Genomic DNA, 23,402 nt, shown 5'->3' with positions numbered 1-23,402 from the left:
GGTGATCCGGGCTGCCCGGCCGCCGGGGAGGGTGTTCCCGGGGACATCGGTCCGTCCCCCGCGTCGACCCGCGAGCTCCCTCGGGGGCCTCCGGGTGAGGCCGGAGGGGAGATTATCGCTCTTCCGGCCAGGGAATGTACTATTCTGCCTGCATGGCGGAGAGCAGGTACACGTTTACGGGCGCGGAGCGTGCGCGAGAGCTGGAACGCCTGAGGCGGATCGAGGAGATCGCCGACCCCGGGAGCCGGCACCTCCTCAAGGCGTCCGGGATGGGTCCTGGCTGGAGCTGCCTCGAGGTGGGGGCAGGTGCCGGATCCATCGCCGCGTGGATGGCAGAGCGTGTGGGCCCCGAGGGCGAGGTGGTCGCCGTCGACCTCGATGTCGGGTTCCTTGCGGCATCGCAGCTGCCGGGTGTCCAGATCATCGAGGGCGATATCCGACAGCTCAACCTCCACGCGGCCCGCTTCGACGTGGTGCACGCCCGCTACGTGCTGGTCCACAACGCGGAGCACGAGGCGCTGCTCGACGCCATGCTGGCGGCGCTCAAGCCCGGGGGGCGTCTGGTCCTCGAAGAGCCCGATTTCACCGCGGCCAAGGGCGCGTCCGGCGCGGAGCTCGAGGCCTTCGATCGGGTCAACCAGGCGATCGTCGCGATGTTCGAGGCCGGCGGAAAGGACCCAGGGATAGGCCTGCGCCTGCCCGCGATCGTGACGTCGCGAGGGCTCGCCATCGAGCTCGTCGAGAACGACGCGCCGCTGTGCCAGGGCGGCCATCCTCAGGCCGAGGTCATGCGCCTCTCCGCACTCCAGCTCCGTGATCCCTACCTCGCGACCGGCCGGATCAGCGAGGTAGATCTCGCCGGATATGCCCGGTTCGCGGCGGATCCCGCGTCGTGGGGTATTTACTACGGCACCGTCGGCGTCGTGGCCCGCAAGCCGGCCAAGACGACGGATTGACGCCCCGCCCGGGCGGGCTGACACCGGAGCTCCGGGCCCGTCCTCCAGCAAAGCGTCGAGTTCCGCATTGCCCCCCTCTGGCCCGCCCGAGCACCAGAGCACGTCGCTCGCCCGACAGCATCGCCGACGGAGCGCCTCCGGATCTTCCACGAGCTCGCGCCGGCGCCGCCGCCCGGCCGGCGGCCGCTTCCGTTCATCGACACGACGGGGTGGCACCTCCGCGGAGGATCGTCGCGCGGTGAGGAGAGTTCCTCCGATCCTGTGCGCCGGTGAGCATTGCAGCTTTCGTGAGCTCGCGGCTTGCGTATCCCTATATCGGTTCAAGATAGATGGCGGGGCGGGCCAGGCATCACCGCCAAGCGCTCGATCGCCGGACCGCTTCCGTCATTGACATGGGGGGATTATGAACATCGGAATTGACTCTCTTCGTTTTGCATGGATGGCAGCTCTCGCGCTCGGAGGAGCCAGCGCCTGCTCCGTCGCGACGGAAGACGGCGACCTGGCGGCGGCGGGCGACGACCGCGCGGCGGAGGCGGTCGAGTCCACGTCGCAGGCGGTCGCGCTGGCCGCCCCGGATCTCGCCGCGGTGCTCGCCGCCTTCTACTCGGTCGAGGTCGCAGAGGCGCAGCTCGCCCTGACCCACGCGACGGACCAGCACGTCCGCGAGTTCGCCCAGGCGATGCTCGACTACTACACCGCGGCGAACCAGGAGCTCGTGGCCGCGCTCCAGCAGCTCGGCCTGACGCCGCAGGAGAACGCGGCCAGCCAGGCGCTCGCCCAGCGGGGCGCCGAGGAAGCGCGGACCCTGGAGGGGCTGACGGGGGCCTCCTTCGACCTGACGTACGTGAACGCTCAGATCGAGCTGCACCGGCAGATGCTGGCCCAGCTCCAGGAGCAGCTCCTCGTCGTCGGAGTGGATATGACTCCGGGGCTCTCTCAGCTCGTCCCACAGATCCGGACGGCCACCTCGCGGAACCTCAGGTTCGCGACGTCGCTCCTCTCGCTCATGGGTAGCCGTTACATCCCGGGGACCTCCGGCACCTACCCGCACCCGTATTACGGAAACGGCGTTTACAACCCGTACCCCTACTACGGCGTCAATGGGTATCCTTACGCCTATCCGTACAACTCCCCGTACAATTCGTATTACGGAAACAACGGGTATTACTACCCGCCTGGCTCGTATGACCCCGCGACCGGCCTCCCCCGGAGCGGCACGTCCTCTCCTTATCCCCCCGGCTCTCGCCCGTGAGGCCCGGGCGCCTGGTCCGATAAGGAACGGCCACCGTGACCCGCGCCGGGGCTCTCGCCCCGCGCGGGGCGCGGCCGCGACGCCCTACAGCCGCCGCCGCGCTCGCCCGCGATCCGGGATGACCGCGTGAATCTCCGCCTCGCTGAAGCCTGCCGCCTTGTAGAGGCGCTTCAGGTGCACGAGCTCGATGTGGGCGCTCTTCGCCACGGCGGCGCGGATGCGATCGAGCACGCTCAGCCGCTCGAGCGGGAGCCGCGTCGCCTCGACCGTGGACCGCAGCGCCGCGGCGGCCGCCTTCACCTCGGCCGCGGCCGCCTGCGCCTTGTCCAGGCTGAGCTTCGGGTGGATCCCGGAGCCGAGCAGCTGCGCCAGCACCTCCAGCCGATCGGGCTGCCCGGGGATGTCGCCGTCCTCGTGGTCGGCGAAATACGCCATGCCGCCGGGGAACAGGATCGACAGCGCGGGATCCGCGGTGGGGCGCCCGACGGCGTTCCAGACGTCGTCGGCCACCTTGGCGAGGGCGTCGTCGGCGCGCGCGGACTCGGCCTCGACCTTGGCGAGCAGCGGCTCGGCCTCGGCGCGCGCGGCGTTGCGCTGGGCCTCCACCCCGTCAAAGAGCGTCAGCACGGGCACGAGCCGCTGCTCGGCGAGCTCCCGCAGCGACCCGCCCTTCGCCGAAGCGGTGTGGAGCGTCGCGCGTACGTCACCGATGATGTCGTCCGCTGGCGCGTCCTTGCGAATCACCTCGCCCATGATGTCGATCCTCCTCCGGCCTTACGAGGCTCCAGGGTCGCAGGGTCCGGCGAAACACGACCCCGCAAACGCCCCCCCGTCGGCGCTGTCACCCTCGGCACCATAACGGAGCATCGCCCGCCCGATCAACCGGATCGCATCCCCCGGACATCGCCCGCACGATCGGCCGGATCGCGCCCCTGGGACATCGCCCGGCGTGAGACCGGGGCGCGCGGCGCTGGTACACTCACCACGTGCACCTCGGTCCGATGTTGCTCCCGGCGCTCCTCGCCCTCCCGCTCGCCGCGCACGGCGCCCCGGGCAAGGGCGACCTCGTCGCGGCCGCCGCGGCGGCAGGGCGGCCGCCGGAGTGCTCGGCCCGGACGGGCCGCGCCATCGCCCGCGGGCCGAGCGTCTGGGAGCGCGCGCGCGCCCCGGAGCTGCCGCGCTACTGCGACCTCCTCGCGCGCGGCCAGGCGCAGCTCGGCGACGACGCCGAGGCGGCGCGCGCCTCGGCGCGCCTCGCCGATCAGCTCCTCCCGGGCCACGCCGCGCCGCAGGTCCTGCTCGCGCGCGCGGCCCTCGCGCTCGGCTCGACCGAGGACGCGGCGCGCGCCTTCGCCCGCGCGCGGAGCATCGACCCGCGCAGCGTCGAGGATCCGCACACCCTGCACGACCTCGCCCGGTCGCTGTCGCGCACCGGCCAGCGCGACGAGGCCCTCGCGGTCTACCGCGCGCTCGTCCCCCGGATCGATCTGCTCGCCACCGCGGACCAGCGCGCGCTCGTGCTGCTCGAGGCGGCGCACCTGTCGATGGCGGCCGCGGGGGACGCCTCGGGGCCCACGGCGGCCGCGGGGGACGCCTCCGCGGCGCACACGGGCGAGCGCGGGGAGAGGGCGCGCCCCGTGCTCGACGAGGCGATCGCGTACCTGCGCGAGGCGCGCCAGCGCGCGCAGGCGCAGCTCGCCCGCGACGTGATGCTGTCGCTCGCGCTCGCGCTGGATCGCGCCGGCGACAGGGCGCAGGCCGACGCCGCGCTCGAGGCCGCGACCGCGGGGGTCGCGCCCGCGGCGGCGCGCGCGCTCGACCGCCACGCCGGCGCCGCCGCGCGCCAGCACGCGGCCGAGGACCTCGCCGGCGCGGCCGCGCGCCTGCGCACCGTCGACTACCTCGCGGTCCCCGACGACCGCCTCGCGCTGGAGGCGCTCGCGCTGGAGCGGATCGCGGCGGCTGCGGCGATCGATCGCTGGGAAGCCTACCTGTCGGGCGCCGGCGCGCGTGGGCCGTGGGCCGCGGCGGCGCGCGCGCGCCTCGACGCGCTCCGCAAGGCCGCCGGCGGAGCTCGCCGGCCCGCGCGCGAGAGGCCCGCGCCCCCCGGGACCAGGGCCGGAGGCGCCCGGTGAGCGCGCCGCCTCGCGCGCCCGCCCGGAGCGAAGCCCGGAGGCGTCCGGCGGGCCGGAGGTCGCGCTCGCTCGCCACGCTGCTCGGCGCCGGGGCGCTCGCGGCGGCCGCGCTCGTGACCGCGCCCCTCGGCGCGGCGCCGACCGTGTGGGCCCGCGCGCTGGATCCCGAGGCCGACCACCGCGCGGCGCTCATCGCCCAGGCCGACGCGCTCCTCGCCCGGTACAACCGGCTCCGGCGCTCGCCGCTGCTGGAGCGGGTCGAGGAGATCGGCCCGCTCTGGCTCCGCGAGGCGCGCGCCCTGTACGAGCGCGCCGGCGCCGCGACGTCGCGCGACCACGCGGTGCGGCTCCGCTACGCCGACATCCTGGAGTCCCTCGGCGACGTGCAGAGCGCGGCCGCGAACCTCGAGGCGCTCCTGCGCATCCACCCCCCGGCGCCCGCCCGCGCCGAGGCGTGGCACGCGCTCGCCGTCTGCTACGCGCGGCTCGGCAGGTACGCCGACGAGATCAAGGCCTACGACGAGGCGCTCGCGCTCGAGCCGCACACGGGCTCCCGGGCGCTCCTCCTGGCCAACCAGGCCGAGGCGTTCATGGTGCTCGGCGACATCACCTCCGCGGTCGATGGCTACCGGGCCGCGCTCGCCACGCTCGGGTCGCTGGACATGTTCCGCTACGGGGTGACCACGCTCTGGGGGCTCGCGGTGGCGCTCGACCGCTCCGGCGATCTGGAGGGCGCGATCGAGCACATCCGGCTCGCGAGGACGTACGACCGGAACGATCAGCAGATCCATGGGTCGGGCTGGTTCTATGTGCCCCCGTACGACGAGGCCTGGTACGCCGCGCTCGGCCACTGGGCCGCGGCGCGGAGCGCCGATCTCGACGAGCGCGCGGGGTGGTACCAGCAAGCCGTGGACGCGTGGGCGTCGTACATCGCCCGCGCCCCCGCCAGCGATCACTGGGTGCCGCTGGCGAGGGCACGGCGCGCGCAGTGCGAGAAGGAGCGGGCCGAGACGCTGAGGCGCCAGCGAAAGCCGCCCGCGCCCGCGGCGGCGCGCCGGCGCTGACGCCGCAGCGCCCGCCATGTCGCACCGGCGCCGACGCCGCAGCGCCCGCCATCTCGCGCCGGCGCTGACGCCGCAGCGCCCGCCATGTCGCACCGGCGCTGACGCCGCAGCGCCCGCGGCGTCGCACCGGCGCGGCGGAGCTCGCACGCCGCGGCGGCGCGCCCCGCGGCCAGGCGAGGGCGACGGCGCCCCCCCTTTACGACATCGCCCGGCGGCTTCACCTTATCGAGGCCGCTCTCGCCCGCGGGGGCGGCGCCGGTCCAGCTCACCCCGAACGGAGATCCGTCGAGATGCGCGACTCGGTGTTCAATGAGCCGTTGCTCTGGTCGGGACGTCCGAAGGTCATCGCGACGCCGCCCCTCTACTCCGTGAGCGCGGCGGTCTGCGGCGTGACCTCCGCGATCAGCACCGCGTCGGCCATCGTCGTCAGCAAGGCGCTCGGCGCGTCGCCGACCCAGCTGCTCGCCTTCGCGGCGTGGATGGCGAGCCTCGCGGTCGCCTTCAGCTACCTGCCCCGCTGGTGGCGCTCGGAGCTCGAGTACATGCTCACGGACCGGCACATCGTGGTGCGGCGCGGCAAGCTCCTGCGCTGCATCGAGCGGCGGTCGATCAGCTACGCGCGCATCCACTGGAACCCGAAGCACCCGGGCGTCGGCGATCTCGAGCTCGTGCGGGCGGTGCCGACCGGCGCCCTCCGGCGGCGGCTGTCCATCGTGCTGAACGGCGTCGTGGCCCCGGACCGGGTGTGGGCGATCCTGCGGGGCGTCGTGCCGTCGGCGCCCGCGGGGGACGGTCACCGGCTGCTCTCGCAGCGCCTCGATGAGGGCGAGCGGGTGCTCTGGTCGGCGCACCCGGTCGACTGCTGGCACAAGTGGATCCCGACCGGGTTTCGCGGCATCGGCTCGGTGCTGATCGGCGTGCTCCTCGGCGGCTTCGCGGTGGTGACGGCGGTGCACGCCGTGCGGAGCGTCCGCATCGTGACCGCGGCGGGGATGGATCCGGAGAGCCTGTCGTTCGTGGCGCTCGTCGCCTCGCTGTCGCTCACGATCGTGCTGCTCGTCGCCGCCGGGGCGGCGATGCTCTACGTGTCGGTGGTGCGGCCCGCGCGGCTCGCGGCGCGGACGCGGTACCTCATCACCGATCGGCGCGTGCTCATCCAGCGGGGCGACGAGGAGCTGCACCTCGATCGCTCGCGGATCGTCGACGTCATCGACGCCCCGGGCGCCGGCGGGCTGCGGGACGTGTTCCTCGTGCTCGACGGGCCGCGCGCGCGCGCGGTCGCCGCGAGCGGCGCCTTCGGCGAGGCCCCGGGCAACGGCCTGCAGCCGGTGCTGCAGCGGCTGACCGACGTCGACTCGGTCCGCCAGATCCTCCGCCCCGCCTAGAGCGGCGGTCGCCCGCTTCGGATACGGGCCCATCTCGGCGTTTTCGGTGCTCGGCGCACTGGAGTACGCCTGCGCGCCGAAAACGCCGATCTGGGCCCGTCTCCTGTGCGGGCGACCGCCGCTCTGTGGGGCGTGTGCCGGAGGGGAAGGGGGTGGGAGCCGGGCTCAGGGCGGGGGGCGGCGGGCGGCGCGCGCCTCGAGGTCGCGCACGCGCGCCTCGAGCTCGCGGACGCGCTGCTCGGCGGCGGCGCGCGCGCGCTGCTCGGCGGCGCGCGCGCGCAGCTCCACCGCGCGCGCCTCGCCCTCGGCGCGGAGGGCCTCCTCCGCGGCGGGCACGAGATCGGTCGCGCGACAGGTCCGCGCGACGCGCAGCGCGGGGTGCGGGCCGTCCTTCAGCACGACGAGGTGGGCGTCGAGCGCCTCGACCCGGACCGGATCCGCACCGGTGTGGACACGCAGGAACGTCCCGTCCGGCTCGCGGCGGTAGAGCTGGAGCGGCACGCGCTCCTCGGGCAGCGGCGCGCGCGCGGCGGCGGCCTCGGGATCGAACAGCAGGAGCTCGAAGCAGCCGAGCTGCCAGTACTTGGCCGGCGCCTCCTCGTAGACCCGGCGCCAGTCGCCCGTGACGATCTCCAGCGCGAACCGGGGCGGGCGGTGCCCGTCCAGCCACGTCTGCCACTGCCGCGGGAGCGGCGGCACGGGGCGGTGGTCGAGGACGTAGAGGTCGGGCAGGACGCGCACGAGCGGTTCGCCCCGCACCCAGGCGAACGGGTGGTCGCCCCCGGCGTACCAGTCGGTCCAGCCGCGCTCGCGCGCGAGCTGGGCGAGGACCGAGAGCAGCAGGCGGACGACCTCCGCGCGCTCGGCCCGGCCGGGGCGCTCCGCGCCGTCGGGCAAGTACCAGCCGGACCAGTCGATCACGGCGCTGGCCTCGTCCGGCGACAGATCGCGGAGCACGAGCGCGCGTGGCGCCCGCCGGGGGTTGAGCAGGAACCCGAAGCGCTTCGGCGATGCCACACGCGCAAACTAGCACCGGCCGGCCCCGCGTGGAGGATGCAGCGCGCTGGAGAGCCGCGCCGGGCCGGACGCGCGGATCGGGACAGAAAACCGGTGTGCGACGGGGTACGTGGGCCCGGGGAGAGCCTGCAGGGATCCCGTGGACAGACGGGACAGGCGCGGGAGCTCGGGTTCAGCCGTCGTGGGTTCAGCCGCCGTCGTCGAGCCGCGGGCCTCGCCCCCCGGTGGATCGAGGGATCCGCGGGCCCGCGCTCGCCTGGCCCGCCGGCGCAGGCGCGCTGTCGCTCGACGCCGACCGCCCGCGCCGTGAATCCGGAGCGAGCCGGCCGGGCACCGCACCAGAAAAGAAGCGGGACGACCGATGAGTTCCCGGCCGCCGAACGGTCCAACGCCTCGACAGGTGAGAATCACCGAGCAAGGAGCCGACGAATGACCACCACAACCGAAGCCACCCCGACCTCCGACCGCGAGCTGGTGTTGACCCGCATCATCGACGCGCCGCCCGAGAAGGTGTTCAGGGCCTGGACCGACCCCGAGCTGCTCAAGCAGTGGTTCGCGCCCCGGCCGTTCACCACGCCGGTCGCCGAGCTCGACGTGCGGCCCGGCGGCGCCAACCTCATCGTGATGCGCGACCCGCAAGGCAACGAGTACCCGAACAGGGGCATTTATCTCGAGGTCGTCGAGAACGAGCGGCTCGTCTTCACCGACGCCTACACCAGGGCGTGGGAGCCGTCGGGAAAGCCGTTCATGACGGTGATCTTGACGTTCGAGGACCAGGGCGGAAAGACGAAGTACACCGCCCGCGCGCGCCACTGGACGGTCGCCGACCGTGAGGCGCACGAGAAGATGGGCTTCCACGAGGGCTGGGGCCAGTGCGCCGACCAGCTCGAGGCCCTCCTGAAGGCCGGCAGGTAAGGGCGCCTCCCCGGGCGCGGCCGTGCCGACGCGCTGCGGCGAGGCTCCCGAGGAGAAAACACACGCTCGCCTCCACCATGCCCCCAGTGCCCACCATGCCCCCAGTGCCCACCTCGTGGGCTCCGGCGCCGGTTCCTCCGGATGCGTCGGACACGGAAGATGCCTGTCCCGTCCACACCACCGCATGGCACATGTGCCAGGGGGCCCGCTCAAGGACCCTGCGTGTCGTGCTCGCCGCGCCGCCGCGCGGCCGGAGCGCGGGAGAGCCCGAGAAGATCCGAGGGAATGGATTTCTGGCTCGGTCCTTGCGGAGCGCCTGGACACCATGCGAACCCAACGTTTCTCCTCCCTCTGGCTCATCGCTGCGACCGGGCTGCTCGCCGCCGGGTGCGATACCGGCGCCACGGCGACGGGGACGCACAGCGCCCCGCTCCGCCGGGCGCAGTCCTGCGAGGATCTCGAGGCCTCGTTGAAGCAGGACGCGCTCGCCAAGATGAACGCCCAGATCGACGCCATGATCGCGAGCTACCACATGGCGTATTTCGGTCCCGCGGTCGGCCCGGACCAGAATGGTCCCGTGGCGGTCCCCGGCGAGCCCGCCGTCACGCCCACCCCGGCGCCCCCTGGAGCGCCCGGAGCGGGCGGCGACGCCGGGGCGGAGGCCGGCGGCGATGCGCCGCAGACCGCCGGCGGCGCGGCGAACGACAGCGCGGCGCCGGCCCACTCCGACACGAACACCCAGGTGGCCGGCGTCGACGAGGCGGATATCGTCAAGACCGACGGCAACCACATCTACCTGCTCCACGGCGAGAAGTTTTACACGCTGACCGCGTGGCCAGCCTCGTCCCTGGCCGTCGGGAGCTCGCTCGCGCTCGAGGGCGACCCGCGCGAGATGTTCGTGGCGGGCGACAAGGTCGTGATCTACTCGTCCGTGAACGGGGCCCAGATCTACGAGCGCGCGGGCGTCGAGCCGCGGCCGGAGTTCTACGACTACGGGTTTGGTGGCGGCATCGGCAGGCCTGTGGATACCGTCCCTGGGACGGTGGATCCCGCGCTGCCGGTGGACGCCGGCGGAAGCGATCCGTTGCCCCCGCCCGACGCTGAGCCGCCGTCCGGCGGCGATACCCCCTCCTCCGACGCCGAGCCGCCGTCCGGGGGCGACACGCCGTCTTCCGACCCTGTGCCGCCGTCCGACGGGGGCGGGACCAATGGCTCGGCGGGGGCCGACGAGGACGTCGCGCCCACCGGCGGCGCTTACGCCCCGCTCACGAAGATCACGGTCCTGAGCCTCGCGAGCGGCGGCCCCAGCGTGGTCAAGGAGCTCTATTTCGAGGGGTGGTACGCCTCGGCGCGGCGCGACGGCCAGCACGTCCGCACCGTGCTGACCGGCGGCGCCCACGGCCCCGCGCTCCGCTACTGGCCCGAGGCCCTGACGGAGTACCGCTCTTCCGCCGAGGCGTGGCGCGCGGCCTTCGAGCAGCTCCGCGCCGAGAACACGGCGATCATCGAGGGCGCGCCGGTCTCCACCTGGCTGCCGTATCGCTTCGAGGAGCGGGGCGATGCGGTCGCCCTGCTCGAGGCGCGCTGCTCGGACTTCTACGTTCCCGAGGCGGGCACGACGTCGTACGGGCTGACGCAGATCGAGGCGATCGACCTCGACCACCTCGACCGGGAGCCGGCGTCGACCTCGGTCATCGGCGCGACCGACACGGTCTATGCGAGCCACGATGCCCTCTATGTCGCGGCGCGCGGCTGGCAAGAGCCCCTGTCTCGCGCGGACCTCGGCGACGAGCCCGTGAGCCTGGACGCCACGCACCTGCACAAGTTCGACCTGACCGCGGATCCGAGCCAGCCCCGGTATGTCGCCTCGGGCTCGGTGCCCGGACACCTCCTCAACCAGTTCTCGCTCGACGAGCACGACGGCCGGCTGCGCATCGCCACGACCGCGCAGCTCGCGTCGGCGACCGCGTGGACGACCGCCAACAACGTGTTCGTGCTCGAGGAGCGCGGCGCGGCGCTCGCGCGCGTCGGCGCCGTCCTCGACCTGGCCCCCGGCGAGCAGATCCGGTCCGCCCGGTTCGTCGGGGATCGCGGCTACCTCGTGACGTTCCGCCAGGTCGACCCGCTGTTCGTGCTCGACCTCGCCGACCCGGCGGCGCCCGCGGTCACCGGAGAGCTCAAGATCCCCGGCTTCAGCGAGTACATGCACCCCATCGACGACGGGCACCTGCTCACGATCGGCAGGGATGGAACCGACGACGGCCGGGTCACCGGCGTGGCGCTCCAGGTCTTCGACGTCACGGATCCGACGGCGCCCGCGCTCCTGCACAAGGAGACGCTCGACGCGCCAAACGCGCACTCGCCCGCGGAGCACGACCACAAGGCGTTCACGTACGACGGCGAGCGCGGGCTGCTCGCCTTCCCGCTCGTGAGCTCCGCGCGGGATACCGGCGCGATGGAGAGCGCGCTCCAGCTCTACCACGTGGACCTCGACGACGGGTTCCGCTGGCTCGGCGCGGTCGACCACAGCGCCTTCTTCAACGCCACGCCCGACGACTGGGGCTGCTACGCGTACCTCCCCGAGGTGCGGCGCGGCCTGTTCATCGAGGACCACGTCTACTCGATCTCCCTCGGCGGCGTGATCGCGAGCTCGCTCGACGACCTCACGACCCCGGTGGCGTCGCTGGCCTTGCCCGCGCCGGTCCCCACGTGGGGCGCGTGCGGCGGCGTCGCCGAGCCCGTGCCGGAGCCCGGCGTCGATGCCCAGCCGGATCCCGGCGTCGAGCCCCAGCCGGATCCCGACGTCGAGCCGCAGCCAGAGCCGGGCGTCGAGCCCTCGCCGGTTCCCCGCATCATGGAGTGACGGGCGCCGGGGCCAGCGCCCCGGCCGTCACCGCTGCTCCAGCGCCTCGAGCTCGCGCACCCGCGCCTCGAGCTCGCGCACCCGCGCCTCGGCCGCCTCCCTGGCGCGTACCTCGGCCTTGGCGACCTCCTCCTCGGTGGGCACGAGCTCGCCCTTGCCGCCGGCGCGCGCGAGGCGGAGCCGCGCCTCCGCGCCGCTGCCCACGACGCAGAGCCAGCTGTCCAGCGCGGGGGAGAACGCCGGGCCGGGGCCGGCGTACGCGCGCACGTAGGCGCCGTCGGGGTCGCGCCGGTAGACCTGGAGCGCCACCCGGCCGACGGGCGGCCGCGGCGCCGCGGCGGGCGGGTCGAAGATCGCGAGCTCGGGACAGCCGAGCTGGCAGTACTTGAGCGGGATGTCCTCGTACGCCCGCTGCCAGTCGCTCGGCACGATCTCGAGCGCGAAGCGCGGCGGCCGGTGGCCCGGCAGCCACGTCTGCCACTGCTTGGGCAAAGGCGGCGAGGGCCGGTGGTCGAGCAGGTAGACGTCCGGCGAGACGCGCACGAGCGGCTCCTCGCGGATCCAGGCGAAGAACCGATCCGAGCCGGCGTGGTGGTCGGTCCAGCCGCGCTCGCGCGCGAGCTGCGCGATCGACGACAGGAGCAGCCGGGAGATCTCGTCGTGCTCGCCCCACGCGCCGATGCCGTCCGCGTCGTCGAGGTACCAGTCGGACCAGTCGATGGTCGCGCGCAGCTCCTCGGGCTCCGGATCGCGGACGACGAGCGCCCGAGGCAGGCGCGTCGTGCGGGGGTGAGGAGCTCCGGTGCGGACAGGCGGCGCGGGCGGCACGAGCTGCCACCGTAGCATCGCCTCCGCGGCGGCGGGAGCCGGCAGGCGGGCGACGTGACCACCCCCCGGCGCGGCGCGGGGCTCCCGGCGCGGCGCGCCGGCGCCATGTCGGCGGCATGCGTTTCATGGGGGTCCTCTTCGATGTCGACGGCGTCCTGGTCGACTCGCCGCACGAGCGCGCCTGGCGGGAGGCGCTGGCCTCGCTGATGACCGGCGACTGGCGCGACATCGCGCCGCGGACGCGCTACGCGCCGGAGCGGTTCACGACGGCCGTCTACCAGCGCGTGATCGCGGGCAAGCCGCGCGAGAGCGGCGCGCGCGCGGCGCTCGAGCACTTCGGCGTGCCCGACGCCGCGGCGCGCGCCGGCGCCTACAGCGAGCACAAGCAGGCGCTCATGCTCCAGCTCATCGAGGCCGGGGAGTTCGTGGCCTTCCCTGACGCGGTGCGGCTCCTCTTGCGCGTCAAGGCGCGCGGCGTGCTCACCGCGGCGGCGTCGTCGTCCAGGAACGCCAGCCAGCTCCTGCGCCGGCTCCGCGCCGGCGCCTTCTCGACGCCGCAGCAGGGCGGCGACATGCCGGAGGTCGCGCCGGGCGCGACGCTGCTCGACCTGTTCGACGCCGACCTCTGCGGCGCCCCGGTGCCGCGGGGGAAGCCGGCGCCGGACCTGTTCCTGGCCGCGGCGCACGCGCTCGGCGCCCCGCCGGAGCGCTGCCTCGTGATCGAGGACGCCTCCTCCGGGGTGCAGGCGGCCAAGGCGGCCGGGATGGCCGCGCTCGGCGTGGCGCGGCTCTCCGACCAGGCGCTGCTGGTCGCGGCCGGGGCGGACCGCGTCGTGACCTCGCTGGACGACGTGGACCCGGACGCCCTCGTCGACGGGCGGCTCGCGGCGCGCGCGGCGTGAGGCCGCGGCGGCGACGCGTGCGGCCGCGGCGCCATGCGGCCGCGGCGTCGCTCAGCCGGCCTGCTTGCGCACGACGGCGAGGCTCCAGATCTCCCCGGCGCTCGTCCCCACCCAGAGCGACGGCGACGCCTTGCCGGCGACGGCCAGCACCCTGGGCTCGCCGCGGGCGCCGAGCGTGACCGTGGCCGTCGGCGCGAGCGGCGCGCCGGAGGCGGCCTCGATGGCGGCGCCGTCGAACAGCGCGACGCGGCCGTCCGCGAACGCCGCGAAGAGGCTCGACTCGACGACCGCCACGTCCGCGGCGGGCGCGTCGAGCGCGATCATCCGGGCGGCGAGCTTGCCGGACGACCGCGTGACCGCGCAGACCGCGCTCGACCCGCGCCGGTACACGGCGGTGAGCTTCGGGCCGCCGCGCACGCGGTCGAGCGGCTCGGCCGCGCGCGGCAGGGCGGCGCGGAGGGTCGGGCCGGGCTCGGGCGTCGCGCCGGGGTGGACGCGGAGCTCGCCGCCCTCCCCTGCGCCGTTCACGACCACGTGCGTCTCGGTCTCGGTCAGGTCGAACGCCCGCGCGTCGCCCCGCAGCGCGAACGGGCGGGCGCTCACCTCGATCCGGTCGAGCTTGAGCTCGGTCGCGCCGCCGTCCCAGCCGAGCGCGAGCGCCGTCTCGCCGGACGGGCGCGCGGCGAGCAGCCGCGCGTCGCGGCCGACCTGATCGAGCTTCGGGGTGTGCGTGATGCCGAGCAGCGCCCAGACCGCGTCCTCGCTGCGCACCACGACGACGTCCTTCGAGAGGAACGCGACGTCGTCGGCCGAGGACAGCGACAGGTTCGTGGTCCTCGCGCCGGAGCCGCCGGCCGGGCAGACGCCGAGGCGCACGGGATCGGTCGAGAGCATGGCGACGAGCCCCGGGCTCGCGAGCACCGAGGCGCCTCGGATCTCCGCGTCGAGGCTGTGCACCTTGCGCGGGGCGGTGAGTTGGCTGAAGGGCATGGCCGGCGAGGATACCGGTTCTCCCGGGCGAGCGGCCGGTGTTCTCGCGGCCTCGCGGCGAGGCCCGGGCGGGGCCCCTGGATCCGCGGCGCCGCGGTCTCGTCCACACACCTCCTGCGCGCGACGTCGCCCCACGGACCTCGCCCGGTCGACGTCTTCTGGTTCTGCCGCGGCGAGGCGCGACGGCGACAGCAACGGCTTGCCGGGCGGCGCCGTGCGACAGTGCCTGTCAGACCTTCTCCACCTTGACGCCGTGCGCGTGCTGGGCGAGCGCGGAGAGATCGCCGAGATCCGACGTGATCACGGTTCCGCCAGGCTCCGCGAGGGCGACCACGAGCGCGTCGACGGCGGAGCCCCGACGGGCGCGCCTCCGCAGCAGCGCAGCGCGCCGCGCCAGCGGCGCGGAGATCTCTTCAACGATATCGCAGGTCTTGAGGAAGCTGTTCGCGAGAGCGTCGCGACCAGGATGCCCTTGCAGACACTCGACGAGCACGACGGACGGGACGATTGGCGGCCACAGATCCTGCTCGCGAAACGCCATGATCAGCGCCGCGGCCTGCCGCGATCGCTCGGATAGACGGGTGACCCCGCCCGAATCGAGGACCAGCACGAGGCTCAACCCACCTTGCGGGTGGGCCGCCGCGCGACCCGTCGTGCCACGGCCGCGGCGCGCGCGCGCTGGTCTGCGGCAGGCGGCCCCACCTCGGCCACCAGCTCCGTCACGTAGCGATCGGCCTCGGCGAGCAGATCGAGCCGACGCAGCTCGGCCCGCACCGCCTTCTGCAGCAGCTCCGAGGCAGGTAGCCCGCGCGCCTTGACGAGCTCGTACAGATCGTCGGGGAGATACACCTGCATGCGGGGCATACGCCTAAGTATACACCCTCGATGGTTGAGCGCCAACCTGACGAGCCCTCGCAGCCCTGGATCGCGAGCGGCGCGGATCGCCCGTCAGCCCTTGAGCAGCGAGCGGACCTCGATGTCGAGGTTCTCCGACTCCGCGACGGCGTCCATCGCCTTGCGGAGCTGGGCGAGCGTCACGCCGGAGGGGACGTCGACGCGCGCCTCCATCCGGAAGAGCTGCGAGCCGGTGACGGGCGCCTCGTAGGCCGAGGTCTCGAGCGACACGATGTTGACGCCGGCGCCGTGGAGCGCGCGCGACACGGCGCGGACGATCCCCTCGTGATCGAGCGCGTCGACGGAGATGAGGCACGGGATGGTCGCCGCGCGCCGGTGCGCCTCGGGGCTCTTCGTCCTGCGGCTCTGGACCGTGAGCCCGGTCGTCGTCGTGAGCGCCCCGGCCTCGCGCTCGATCGCCTCGATCGCGCCGGGGGGCCCCGAGGCGAGCACGAGGATGCCGAACTCGCCGCCGAGCACGGCCATCCGGCTGTCCTCGACGTTGGCGCCGCGCTCGGTGAGGAAGTGGGTCACCTCCGCGACGAGGCCCGGGCGGTCGGGGCCGAGGCAGGAGAGGACCAGGAAGGTTTCGGTCTCGGGTGTCGCCATGCGGCGCATCTTAGTGCGATCCGCGGGGCCGGCGGGCCAATCCGACCGGCTGGCCTGCGGCCCCGGCGCGCCCGGGAGGTGGCCTCGTCCGGGGGGCTCACCGGAGGGGCTGGAGTGTAGGCGGGCCACGAAAGAGGCCCGCCGGAACGCAAGCCCCGGAGGTGAGCCCCCCGGACGAGGCCACCTCCCGGGCGCGCGCCATCGACGCGCTTGTCGCCGGCGGGGCGCCGGGCCACAGCACGGCGCGCCATGCCGTACGAACGCGACAACATCCACCGCCTCACGCCGTACACGCCCGGTGAGCAGCCGCAGCGGGCCGACGTGGTCAAGCTCAACACGAACGAGAACCCCTACCCGCCGCCGGCCGCCGTGCTGGAGGCGATCCGGCGCGTGTCGGCCGACCAGCTCCGCCGGTACCCGCCGCCCCGGGCGCAGCCGTTCCGCGAGGCCGCCGCGCGGCTCCACGGCCTGTCGCCCGAGCAGGTGATCGCCACGAACGGCGGCGACGAGCTCCTGCGCATGGCCGTGACCGTGTTCTGCGAGCCCGGCGGCCGCGGCCTCGGCGAGACGTACCCGACCTACTCGCTCTACGACGTCCTCGCGGACATCCACGGCACCTCCATCACCCAGGTCCCGCTCGAGGACGACTGGTCGGTCCCGGAGGACTTCGCGGCCCGGCTCAACGACCACGGCTGCCGGCTCGGGCTCCTCGTCAACCCGCACGCGCCGTCGGGGCGGCGCGAGCCGCTAGACAAGCTCGAGCGGCTGGCCCGGGCGTTCCGGGGCGTGCTCCTCATCGACGAGGCGTATGTCGACTTCGCGGAGGGCGACGCGACACCGCTGCTCGACCCGGAAAGGGGGCTCGACAACGTGCTCTTGCTCCGGACCTTGAGCAAGGGCTACTCGCTCGCCGGGCTCCGCTTCGGCTACGGCCTCGGGCACCCGCGGCTCATCGAGGCGCTCGACAAGGCGCGCGACAGCTACAACACCGACATCCTCTCCCAGGCCGCGGCCACGGCGGCGCTGTCGGCCCGCGACGAGGCGCGGGAGAGCTGGAAGAAGGTGATCGCCGAGCGAGCCCGCCTCGCCGGGGCGCTCCGGCAACTCGGCTTCTCGGTCGCGCCGAGCCAGACCAACTTCCTCCTCGCCGCGCCGCCGGGAGATGGCCTGTCCGCGCAGGCCCTGTACCGGGCGCTCCACGACCGCGCGATCTTCGTCCGTTACTGGGACGCGCCGCGCCTCGACGACAAGCTCCGCATCACGGTGGGCACACCGGAGCAGGACGATGCGCTCCTCGGGGCGATTGCGGAGATCCTCCGCGAGGGGGCCGGCGGGTAGAGCGCCGCCCCTGCGACTCGCGAGGCCGGGGCGGCTCAGGTCGCCCCGCCTCCTGACGATGCGCCGCCGGGTCGACCCGTTGTCTGGTGGTGACCTCCCGCGCGTGCACGCGCGGGGCCCCTCCCAATATGCAGCCGACAGGCTCTCTCCGCCGTCTGTGTTGGGAAGCCCGAAGCCCGGAGAAGTGGCCTGTGCCGAGGCCGGGTAGAACGAGCTACGGGCGCGAGGCTCGGCCGATCAATGTCCTCTCGCCTCGATGTGGACGCTTGCAGCTGGACAGCGAGCGGACGAGCGTGTGCGGGCGAGAAAACTCGCAGGGTGGAGGGGATGCGAATGAGAACGGGGGTACAGGCGAGGCTCCTCATGGGGGCCGTGGCCGCCTTGGCGCTCGGCGCCGCGGCGTCCGGGTGCTGGAAGCGCAGCGACGACTCGCTCGGGCGCTTCTGCGCCGTGCCGGCGAACGGCGACGAGGACGGGAAGGAATATTGCGTGGGCGCCAACCGGAGCCCGAGCGACGCGTGGAGCCAGGCCGAGAGGCATGGCGATCTGCCGATCGAGATGTGGGCGGATCCGCCGCGCGGCGTGGCCATGCGCGAGCTCGCCGGGAGCGAGGACATGCTGGCGCTCTGGCTCGGCAACGTGGACAAGGTCGTCTCCTATGTGCGCGACCAGGAGCGGAATGCCGAGTCGTACAGCGCGACGCTCGCGGGCAAGCTCCGCTTTCTGCTGGACTATGCCGCAGGCCAGCAGAGATCGCTGCTGGAGGAGGAGCCGGTCCGCGCGGCCGATCGGTTCAAGGAGGCGATGACCGAGAAGGCGAACGCCGAGAAGGAGCCGCTCCTCGCGGCGCTCGCAGAGGACAAGCAATCGATGGCGGCCGTGCAGGCGATCTTCGACCGGGCGCGGGAGGACGCGGCGCCGCTCCAGGCCGAGTACGCGAGCGTCGTTGCGCGGTTCGCGGAGTACCGGGCGACCGAGGCGGCGGAGACCGCGGCGGTTGCGGCGCTCTCGGCGCAGGCGTCGCGGTCGGCGATCGGTGATCTCGACGGCGTGGAGCCGGCGATCCTCGCGGCGGCGCGTGAGGCGAGCCGCGCGCCGGGCGAGCTCTCCGTCGCGATCATGGCGCTCTCGGCGCGGATCCAGGCGTCCGCGGTCGCGCTCGACGAGGCGCTCGCGCCGCACGAGGAGCTCCTCGCGACGCACGGCGCGGCGATGCCGGACATGAGCTCGGGGGCGCTGCGCTCGCTCAACGCGATGCTGGGGTATGCGCAGCAGCGGGTCGCCCGCAGCGACAGGACGGCGACGGCGCTGCTGGGCGGGGTCCGCCTCCGGCGGCAGGCGCTCCTCGCGCTGCAAGGGGACGAGGGCGCGCGCGAGGCGAGCGCGCGGTCGCGGATGGAGACGGCGTCGGCGACGTTCCTCGCCGGCGCGCAGGCGCGGGCCGCGGCGATCGCGAGGCCGCTGCCGGCGGCCATTCGCCTGGGGCTGCCGTACGTCGCCGATCAGTGCGGAGAGCTCGCGGCGCTGTTGCAAACGCGGCCGCTGTGCGAGGCGCCGTCGTCCTCGTGGCGCGAGGCCGGGTGCGCCGCGCTCCGCGGTCGGTACGAGGCCGCGGAGACCGAGCTCAAGACGACCCTGCCCCGGAGGATTGAGGCAGGCCTCGCGGCGATGCGCGCGAAGGGGGTGGACGCGGCGCTGCTCGATGCCGCGCAGGCGAGGCTCGACGCGGGCGACGTGATGGGGGCGGCGATCGCGCATGACGCGGCCGTGAGCCGCGCGGAGGGGACATGAGCCGGTCGGTCTGCGCTGCGCGGTGTGGCTGGAGCGCCGCGGTGCTCCACAAGCTGGTCGCGCTGGTCACGACGCTGGCGGTGCTGGCGCCGTCGTTCACCTGGGCGGGCACGGCGTACAGCCTGAGCTGGAGCCGCACCCAGTCTTACTTGTCATGTGAAGGTGCCTTCCTCGTCGAGAGCGGAGACCCATTCTTCAGCGTGAACGACACGCCACTGCCGACCTACGAGGTTCCCGGCACGCTGGTGACGCACGCTGACGGCTCGCAGAGCAACCTGGCGGAAGCGTAGTTCGACTCGGTGCTGCTCCGCATGGGGGCCAACGAGTTTCATTTCCGTGTGAGGAACTCCAGCGGCAACGACTCGTGCACGCATTCGCACGAAGTGGTGAACCTCGTGTCGATCCCGCTCGGGCTGAACAAGCCGGTCTTCGACGTGTGGCGCGACGGGACGGCGTTCTCCGGCAGCGCCGAGGTCGACCTGAGCCTCGCGGAGATCACCCCGCCGCTCGCGCGCGACATCGTGAACCTCGAGGCCGCGCTCGCCGAGCTGCGCGAGAAGCTCGTCCGGAACGCCGCGAGGATCGCGGACCTGCGGGCGAGGATGGGTCGGCTCCAGCAGCTCGACACCGAGCTGCACGATCTGGTCGCCCGGCCGCTCGACGAGATCGCGCGGGTCGACCTCGACGAGATCCTGGACCGCTACGAGGACGTGGTCGACCCGGAGACGCGGGCGGCGATGGAGCAGCTCGTCGACGACCTGAAGCAGAGCGTCGGCGACCTGGAGGACGAGCTCGGGCGGCTGATCGACGAGTTCGGCGCGCAGGCGGACGAGGTCGCGGATCTCGCGACGCAGGACGCGCGCGCCGAGGGGTGGGATCCGGACGACTCGTCGAACTACGCGCTCGGCGAGCACGACGTGCCGTGGGTCGAGGTGCCGGACATCTCGGGGGAGCCGGGGGCGTTCGACGAGGGGAGGGATCCGTATGCGGCCTATGCGGATGCGGTGATCGCGGCGCTGGAGAAGGACGTGAGCGGCGACGTGGTGGTCGCGCGGGCGGACTTCGTGACGAACGTGCGGGCGTGGCGGGAGAACAGCGCGGCGCTGGAGATCGCGCTGCGCGACCGGATGGGCGTGTCGCTCGCGGAGACGAACGCGTTCCTGAACGCGCAGAACCGGGTCACGGCGGTTGTGCGGCGGTACATGGATGCGTCGGACTGGTTCCTCGATACGCCGGTGCCGCCGGACCTGCGGGCGCAGGTGGACCTGGTGCTGAGGCCGCGGTTCGAGGCGCTCGCCGACCAGATGAAGGACAGCCTCAACCTGTTGACGGGCGATGCGCTCGACCTGGAGCAGACGCAGCTCTACCAGACGATCAGCGCCTTCGCGGGGGCCATGTCGACGGTCGGCGAGGGCTTCCAGGCGTACGCGGGGATGATGCAGACGCTCGTGCATACCACGACGCGCATCGGGGTGGGGTTCGTGCCGGTGGTCGGGCCGGTGCTCGACCTGTGCGAGGCGGTCACCGGGAAGGCGTTCTGCCTGCCGGCGGGGCAGGAGCTCAGCGACGAGGAGCGGATCTTCTCGGGGGTGGGGTTCGGGCTCGGGGCGATCGGGCCCATGTGGCGGGTGATCAAGACCAGCAGCGGGCTCAGGCCGTCCGCCATCCGGGTGGCCGGGGAGATCGCGGAGATCGAGGAGGCGTTCGCCCAGATCCTGAAGACGAACCGCGTCAGGGGGTACAAGAACCTCACCGGGGCGATGACGACCAAGCCGGTAAACATCTTCGAGAAGAAGGCGGCCCAATTCCTGGTGGACGACGGCCGGTCGCTCGTTGGGGTCGGCGACGACGGCGTGCGCACGGTGCTCGGCATTCCGAAGGAGTCACCGACCGGCACCATCGAGGGGAAGGCTCCCGATTTCCTCTCGGTGTCCAGCGGGCACAAGCTCATCCTGAGCGAGGCAAAAGGCGGAACGATCGACGTCTTCGAGGTGCGCAATCAGCTCACGAACGCGATGGAGGCGGTGAAAAAGAAGGGGCTCGCTGGAGACGTGCAGCGGGCCGAGCTCATCATGGAGCAGGGGGCGGAGTTCAAGCCGGATAAGTTCATCGTGAAGGACGGCTACCTGTTCGACACGGACAAGGGGAAAACCGTAACCCTGAAAGGCTTCAACACATTCATCATGGTGATCCGGCCATGAGCGAATCAAGACCTCACTTCTTCGGCTGGTGTGACGAACCAGAACGCATCGATGCATTCGCGGCGGCGCTATATGCGCTGGTGATCCCAGGGGATCTCATGAGCGTGGACCTGAGCACCGATATTTGGTGCAAGACGTCCTCCATGGACGAAGCGCTCGCGATGGTCCGCGCTCACTTCGGAGGAAGGAACAGCGCTCACGTATCGTCCGGCGTGATGCTGAGCGATTCTGAGCGCGTCATGGTGTTCAGCGCCGCGTGCTACCCTGAAGAAAGCGAACGTCGTCGTCCCTTCGGCCCGCTCAGCATGGCGGCGGGTGAACGCAAGTGGGATTTCTACCCGTACGAGATCGCCGTGGGCAGCTACAGCCCGCGCTTCGTGGAGGCCGAGGCGGCGGTCGCCTACCACATGGTTCAGGACGACGTCGAGGACCTCCTGCTCCGCCTCTGCGCGCCGGACGCGAGCGGGCGCGTGCCGACCGGCGCCTGCACGGGCGAGGAGGACTGGATCGCCCCGGTCGAGATGTGCGCGACCTACAACGCGAACGCCACGGAGCTCGCGCGCGATCTCGCCCTCTCGTGGGTGAGCCTCCATGACAAGGAGAGCGTCTCACGCATCGCGGGCATGTCGCTGGAGGCGCTCTGCGCGCGCGTCGACGCGGCGCCGCGCGGCGCGCGCGTGCCCATGAAGGGCACGCGCGAGCTCACGCGTTCGCTCTCGCGCGAGACCGTCCTCAAGGCGCTCGCCACGTCGCCGACGGAGCTCCTCGATGCGCTCGAGGCGGCGGCGGTGCCGGATGACGCGTGGCGCGCGGCCGAGCCGCAGGCGCGCGAGATCATGGAGCTGCTCCGTCAGCTCGGGGAGGCCGCCGAGGGCGAGGGCCCACCCGCCTGGCGAGCAGACATCACGACGCGTGGGCACACCCGCTTCCTCGAAGAGCACGCCCCGTTCCACGTCCGGCGGCTCCCGAGCGGCGGCGTCGTGCTGGCGACCCACCCCTACCGCACGCTCTGGCCGCTCTGGGCCGACGCGCTCTTCGTGCTCGGCCTGACATCCTGACACCGACCACGCGCGCCCTCGCCCGATGGCAGGCCGGGCGCCTTTCGCGCCATGAGGTCAGACGGCGCCCCCTCTGCGCGAGACGGCTCCTCCCGCTCGACGGGGTGTGCTCTCGGCCGGGGCCGTCCACCCCGACCTGCCCGATCAGAGCGACTTCAGGTACTCCACGAGCTGGCGCTGCTCGCGGGGATCGAGCCTCAGGCGGAATCGCCTGTCGTAGCTCCGCACGACGTCCAGCAGCGTCTCGAAGCGGCCATCATGGTAGAATTGACCCTTGTTCTCCGGCCGCATGAACAGCCCTCGCTCCCGGACGAAGAGGGCCTCCAGGTTCATCGTCCTGTACGCGTCGCCAGGCGCGCGGTTCGCCTGGAAGGGGTCGATCCTCATCTCTCGGGGCGAGTGCAGTGCTCTGCTCCCTCGTCCTCGGCGGAGGCGACGTGCGCTGCTCCCTCGTCCCGGTCGGCCGAGCTGCAAGAGAGCGCGGTCAGGCCGAGCGGGACCGCCGCTCCAGCGAGCACGAACAGCGCGGTGAGATGCATCTTCATGGCAAGACCTTTCAATGTCTTCTCGTTATGGCGCGAATCCAAAAGTGATGGACGCCGGCCTTCCTGCGCAAGTAAGAGAGTTCATGATCGCTCCATCGGGTGAGCCGCGCATGCGCGGTCCGTCGGCGGTGACAGGCGTCGAGTGCGCGGATTCCATCTTCATCGCGCTCGTGCGCGATGGCCGCTGCTCATGGCGACCGCGAGTTTGCTGGATCCGGAGGGGATGAATGGCGCTGCGGGCGTGGTCGCCGCGCGCCGCGCACACAGGGGTGCAGGTCGCTCAGCGACGCCGCGCGCCGGGAGGGCGCTCGATCGAGCGCGAGGCCGCCGGCGCGACCGTGAAGCCGAGTTGCCGGAGCACCCCGGCGAGGCGGGCTCGCTCGGCGATCACCTTTTCCAGCTCTCCCTCGCCTCGTCGCGGGCCAACAGCGCCGCCGTGGCCGCGGCCTGGGAGAGGATGTCGGTGTTGTAGCCGTCGCGCGCCTCGGGCGCCGTCGTGGCGTCCGGCTCATCGAAGGGCCCCCGAAGGCTCGCTCCAGCGCACATCCTCCGAGCACCACCTGCATCGACGGCCCATCTCGGCCCATCTCGACCTAACTCCCACAGATGGCGCCCCCCTGAACCCCCGCTCCTTGCGCGATGCCGTCCCGCACGATCGC

The 23,402-nt window shown here is 73.1% G+C and carries 23 protein-coding genes; 13 read left to right on the top strand and 10 right to left on the bottom strand.

The genetic code is table 11. The features are described from left to right. Nucleotides 1–152 precede the first annotated feature (152 nt). Both WMF31_RS40700 and WMF31_RS40695 read left to right on the top strand, forming a co-directional pair. On the top strand, nucleotides 153–956 hold the full coding sequence (locus WMF31_RS40700) for a class I SAM-dependent methyltransferase (RefSeq protein WP_436607262.1): 804 nt from the start codon (nucleotides 153–155) through the stop codon (nucleotides 954–956). Between the two features lie 439 nt (nucleotides 957–1,395). Then, nucleotides 1,396–2,208, top strand: a complete 813-nt coding sequence (locus tag WMF31_RS40695; protein WP_436607261.1) for a DUF4142 domain-containing protein — start codon at nucleotides 1,396–1,398, stop codon at nucleotides 2,206–2,208. An 84-nt stretch (nucleotides 2,209–2,292) separates the two neighbouring features. Here the strand turns inward: WMF31_RS40695 and WMF31_RS40690 are convergent, their stop codons facing one another. Further along, complete coding sequence (locus WMF31_RS40690; RefSeq protein WP_436607260.1) at nucleotides 2,293–2,961, bottom strand: hypothetical protein; 669 nt, start codon at nucleotides 2,959–2,961, stop codon at nucleotides 2,293–2,295. 233 nt (nucleotides 2,962–3,194) lie between these two features. On the opposite strand from WMF31_RS40690, the gene WMF31_RS40685 reads away from it, so the two are divergent. The 3 genes from WMF31_RS40685 (at nucleotide 3,195) to WMF31_RS40675 (ending at nucleotide 6,792) form a co-directional block, all read left to right on the top strand. Beyond that, complete coding sequence (locus tag WMF31_RS40685; protein WP_436607259.1) at nucleotides 3,195–4,343, top strand: hypothetical protein; 1,149 nt, start codon at nucleotides 3,195–3,197, stop codon at nucleotides 4,341–4,343. Beyond that, nucleotides 4,340–5,407 (top strand): tetratricopeptide repeat protein, encoded by a 1,068-nt coding sequence (locus tag WMF31_RS40680; protein ID WP_436607258.1) that lies wholly within the window; start codon nucleotides 4,340–4,342, stop codon nucleotides 5,405–5,407. The genes WMF31_RS40685 and WMF31_RS40680 overlap by 4 nt, the downstream gene beginning before the upstream one ends. A 290-nt stretch (nucleotides 5,408–5,697) precedes the next feature. After that, nucleotides 5,698–6,792 carry a hypothetical protein gene (locus tag WMF31_RS40675; RefSeq protein ID WP_436607257.1) on the top strand — a complete coding sequence of 365 codons (1,095 nt, stop codon included), beginning with the start codon at nucleotides 5,698–5,700 and terminating at the stop codon, nucleotides 6,790–6,792. Nucleotides 6,793–6,957: 165 nt separating this feature from the next. Here the strand turns inward: WMF31_RS40675 and WMF31_RS40670 are convergent, their stop codons facing one another. Then, nucleotides 6,958–7,809, bottom strand: coding sequence for a Uma2 family endonuclease (locus tag WMF31_RS40670; RefSeq protein WP_436607256.1), 852 nt, complete (start codon nucleotides 7,807–7,809; stop codon nucleotides 6,958–6,960). A gap of 429 nt (nucleotides 7,810–8,238) precedes the next feature. Here WMF31_RS40670 and WMF31_RS40665 point away from each other — a divergent pair, with 429 nt between their 5' ends. Both WMF31_RS40665 and WMF31_RS40660 read left to right on the top strand, forming a co-directional pair. Next, nucleotides 8,239–8,724, top strand: a complete 486-nt coding sequence (locus WMF31_RS40665) for an SRPBCC family protein (protein WP_436607255.1) — start codon at nucleotides 8,239–8,241, stop codon at nucleotides 8,722–8,724. 325 nt (nucleotides 8,725–9,049) lie between these two features. Next, a complete protein-coding gene (locus WMF31_RS40660; RefSeq protein ID WP_436607254.1) occupies nucleotides 9,050–11,587 on the top strand; it encodes a beta-propeller domain-containing protein in 2,538 nt (845 codons plus the stop codon). Nucleotides 11,588–11,614: 27 nt separating this feature from the next. On the opposite strand, the gene WMF31_RS40655 is transcribed toward WMF31_RS40660, so the two are convergent. Next, complete coding sequence (locus WMF31_RS40655) at nucleotides 11,615–12,433, bottom strand: Uma2 family endonuclease (RefSeq protein WP_436607253.1); 819 nt, start codon at nucleotides 12,431–12,433, stop codon at nucleotides 11,615–11,617. Between the two features lie 98 nt (nucleotides 12,434–12,531). Between WMF31_RS40655 and WMF31_RS40650 the strand changes: the two genes are divergently transcribed. Then, nucleotides 12,532–13,317, top strand: a complete 786-nt coding sequence (locus tag WMF31_RS40650; protein ID WP_436607252.1) for an HAD family hydrolase — start codon at nucleotides 12,532–12,534, stop codon at nucleotides 13,315–13,317. Between the two features lie 51 nt (nucleotides 13,318–13,368). Here the strand turns inward: WMF31_RS40650 and WMF31_RS40645 are convergent, their stop codons facing one another. The 4 genes from WMF31_RS40645 to WMF31_RS40630 all read right to left on the bottom strand — a co-directional run bounded on the left by WMF31_RS40645 (nucleotide 13,369) and on the right by WMF31_RS40630 (nucleotide 15,810). Beyond that, a complete protein-coding gene (locus WMF31_RS40645; protein WP_436607251.1) occupies nucleotides 13,369–14,307 on the bottom strand; it encodes a hypothetical protein in 939 nt (312 codons plus the stop codon). A gap of 229 nt (nucleotides 14,308–14,536) precedes the next feature. Beyond that, nucleotides 14,537–14,917 carry a hypothetical protein gene (locus WMF31_RS40640; protein WP_436607250.1) on the bottom strand — a complete coding sequence of 127 codons (381 nt, stop codon included), beginning with the start codon at nucleotides 14,915–14,917 and terminating at the stop codon, nucleotides 14,537–14,539. 5 nt (nucleotides 14,918–14,922) lie between these two features. After that, the gene (locus WMF31_RS40635; RefSeq protein WP_436607249.1) at nucleotides 14,923–15,171 is read right to left on the bottom strand and encodes a hypothetical protein; all 249 of its coding nucleotides are present in this window, start codon (nucleotides 15,169–15,171) and stop codon (nucleotides 14,923–14,925) included. 84 nt (nucleotides 15,172–15,255) lie between these two features. Next, the gene (locus WMF31_RS40630) at nucleotides 15,256–15,810 is read right to left on the bottom strand and encodes a glycine cleavage system protein R (protein ID WP_436607248.1); all 555 of its coding nucleotides are present in this window, start codon (nucleotides 15,808–15,810) and stop codon (nucleotides 15,256–15,258) included. Between the two features lie 249 nt (nucleotides 15,811–16,059). On the opposite strand from WMF31_RS40630, the gene hisC reads away from it, so the two are divergent. From hisC to WMF31_RS40605, 5 genes are all read left to right on the top strand, one after another. Beyond that, entirely contained in the window at nucleotides 16,060–17,148 is a 1,089-nt protein-coding gene (hisC, locus tag WMF31_RS40625; protein ID WP_436607247.1) for a histidinol-phosphate transaminase, read from the top strand. Nucleotides 17,149–17,481: 333 nt separating this feature from the next. Further along, nucleotides 17,482–18,939, top strand: a complete 1,458-nt coding sequence (locus tag WMF31_RS40620; protein WP_436607246.1) for a hypothetical protein — start codon at nucleotides 17,482–17,484, stop codon at nucleotides 18,937–18,939. Nucleotides 18,940–18,980: 41 nt separating this feature from the next. Continuing rightward, nucleotides 18,981–19,229 (top strand): hypothetical protein, encoded by a 249-nt coding sequence (locus WMF31_RS40615; protein ID WP_436607245.1) that lies wholly within the window; start codon nucleotides 18,981–18,983, stop codon nucleotides 19,227–19,229. Between the two features lie 9 nt (nucleotides 19,230–19,238). After that, on the top strand, nucleotides 19,239–21,140 hold the full coding sequence (locus WMF31_RS40610) for a hypothetical protein (RefSeq protein ID WP_436607244.1): 1,902 nt from the start codon (nucleotides 19,239–19,241) through the stop codon (nucleotides 21,138–21,140). Between the two features lie 215 nt (nucleotides 21,141–21,355). Further along, a complete protein-coding gene (locus tag WMF31_RS40605) occupies nucleotides 21,356–22,198 on the top strand; it encodes a hypothetical protein (RefSeq protein ID WP_436607243.1) in 843 nt (280 codons plus the stop codon). A gap of 144 nt (nucleotides 22,199–22,342) precedes the next feature. Here the strand turns inward: WMF31_RS40605 and WMF31_RS40600 are convergent, their stop codons facing one another. The 3 genes from WMF31_RS40600 to WMF31_RS40590 all read right to left on the bottom strand — a co-directional run bounded on the left by WMF31_RS40600 (nucleotide 22,343) and on the right by WMF31_RS40590 (nucleotide 23,289). Next, a complete protein-coding gene (locus WMF31_RS40600; RefSeq protein ID WP_242515658.1) occupies nucleotides 22,343–22,585 on the bottom strand; it encodes a hypothetical protein in 243 nt (80 codons plus the stop codon). Continuing rightward, complete coding sequence (locus tag WMF31_RS40595; protein WP_436607242.1) at nucleotides 22,582–22,743, bottom strand: hypothetical protein; 162 nt, start codon at nucleotides 22,741–22,743, stop codon at nucleotides 22,582–22,584. The genes WMF31_RS40600 and WMF31_RS40595 overlap by 4 nt, the downstream gene beginning before the upstream one ends. Nucleotides 22,744–23,130: 387 nt before the next feature. After that, on the bottom strand, nucleotides 23,131–23,289 hold the full coding sequence (locus WMF31_RS40590) for a hypothetical protein (protein ID WP_436607241.1): 159 nt from the start codon (nucleotides 23,287–23,289) through the stop codon (nucleotides 23,131–23,133). Between the last annotated feature and the right edge of the window lie 113 nt (nucleotides 23,290–23,402).

The sequence above is a fragment of the Sorangium sp. So ce1036 genome (assembly GCF_051369805.1).
In the GTDB taxonomy this organism is placed as follows: domain Bacteria; phylum Myxococcota_A; class Polyangia; order Polyangiales; family Polyangiaceae; genus Sorangium; species Sorangium cellulosum_F.
This window is presented reverse-complemented; position numbering and strand designations above follow the sequence as displayed.

What these genes read in the sequence shown, in the direction of transcription:
- WMF31_RS40700 (WP_436607262.1), top strand. Translation starts at nt 153, where the DNA reads ATGGCGGAGAGCAGGTACACGTTTACGGGCGCGGAGCGTGCGCGAGAG.
- WMF31_RS40695 (WP_436607261.1), top strand. Translation starts at nt 1,396, where the DNA reads ATGGCAGCTCTCGCGCTCGGAGGAGCCAGCGCCTGCTCCGTCGCGACG.
- WMF31_RS40690 (WP_436607260.1), bottom strand. Translation starts at nt 2,961, where the DNA reads ATGGGCGAGGTGATTCGCAAGGACGCGCCAGCGGACGACATCATCGGT.
- WMF31_RS40675 (WP_436607257.1), top strand. Translation starts at nt 5,698, where the DNA reads ATGCGCGACTCGGTGTTCAATGAGCCGTTGCTCTGGTCGGGACGTCCG.
- WMF31_RS40665 (WP_436607255.1), top strand. Translation starts at nt 8,239, where the DNA reads ATGACCACCACAACCGAAGCCACCCCGACCTCCGACCGCGAGCTGGTG.
- WMF31_RS40660 (WP_436607254.1), top strand. Translation starts at nt 9,050, where the DNA reads ATGCGAACCCAACGTTTCTCCTCCCTCTGGCTCATCGCTGCGACCGGG.
- WMF31_RS40655 (WP_436607253.1), bottom strand. Translation starts at nt 12,433, where the DNA reads ATGCTACGGTGGCAGCTCGTGCCGCCCGCGCCGCCTGTCCGCACCGGA.
- WMF31_RS40650 (WP_436607252.1), top strand. Translation starts at nt 12,532, where the DNA reads ATGCGTTTCATGGGGGTCCTCTTCGATGTCGACGGCGTCCTGGTCGAC.
- WMF31_RS40645 (WP_436607251.1), bottom strand. Translation starts at nt 14,307, where the DNA reads ATGCCCTTCAGCCAACTCACCGCCCCGCGCAAGGTGCACAGCCTCGAC.
- WMF31_RS40635 (WP_436607249.1), bottom strand. Translation starts at nt 15,171, where the DNA reads ATGCCCCGCATGCAGGTGTATCTCCCCGACGATCTGTACGAGCTCGTC.
- WMF31_RS40630 (WP_436607248.1), bottom strand. Translation starts at nt 15,810, where the DNA reads ATGGCGACACCCGAGACCGAAACCTTCCTGGTCCTCTCCTGCCTCGGC.
- hisC (WP_436607247.1), top strand. Translation starts at nt 16,060, where the DNA reads ATGCCGTACGAACGCGACAACATCCACCGCCTCACGCCGTACACGCCC.
- WMF31_RS40620 (WP_436607246.1), top strand. Translation starts at nt 17,482, where the DNA reads ATGAGAACGGGGGTACAGGCGAGGCTCCTCATGGGGGCCGTGGCCGCC.
- WMF31_RS40605 (WP_436607243.1), top strand. Translation starts at nt 21,356, where the DNA reads ATGCTGAGCGATTCTGAGCGCGTCATGGTGTTCAGCGCCGCGTGCTAC.
- WMF31_RS40600 (WP_242515658.1), bottom strand. Translation starts at nt 22,585, where the DNA reads ATGAGGATCGACCCCTTCCAGGCGAACCGCGCGCCTGGCGACGCGTAC.
- WMF31_RS40595 (WP_436607242.1), bottom strand. Translation starts at nt 22,743, where the DNA reads ATGAAGATGCATCTCACCGCGCTGTTCGTGCTCGCTGGAGCGGCGGTC.
- WMF31_RS40590 (WP_436607241.1), bottom strand. Translation starts at nt 23,289, where the DNA reads ATGTGCGCTGGAGCGAGCCTTCGGGGGCCCTTCGATGAGCCGGACGCC.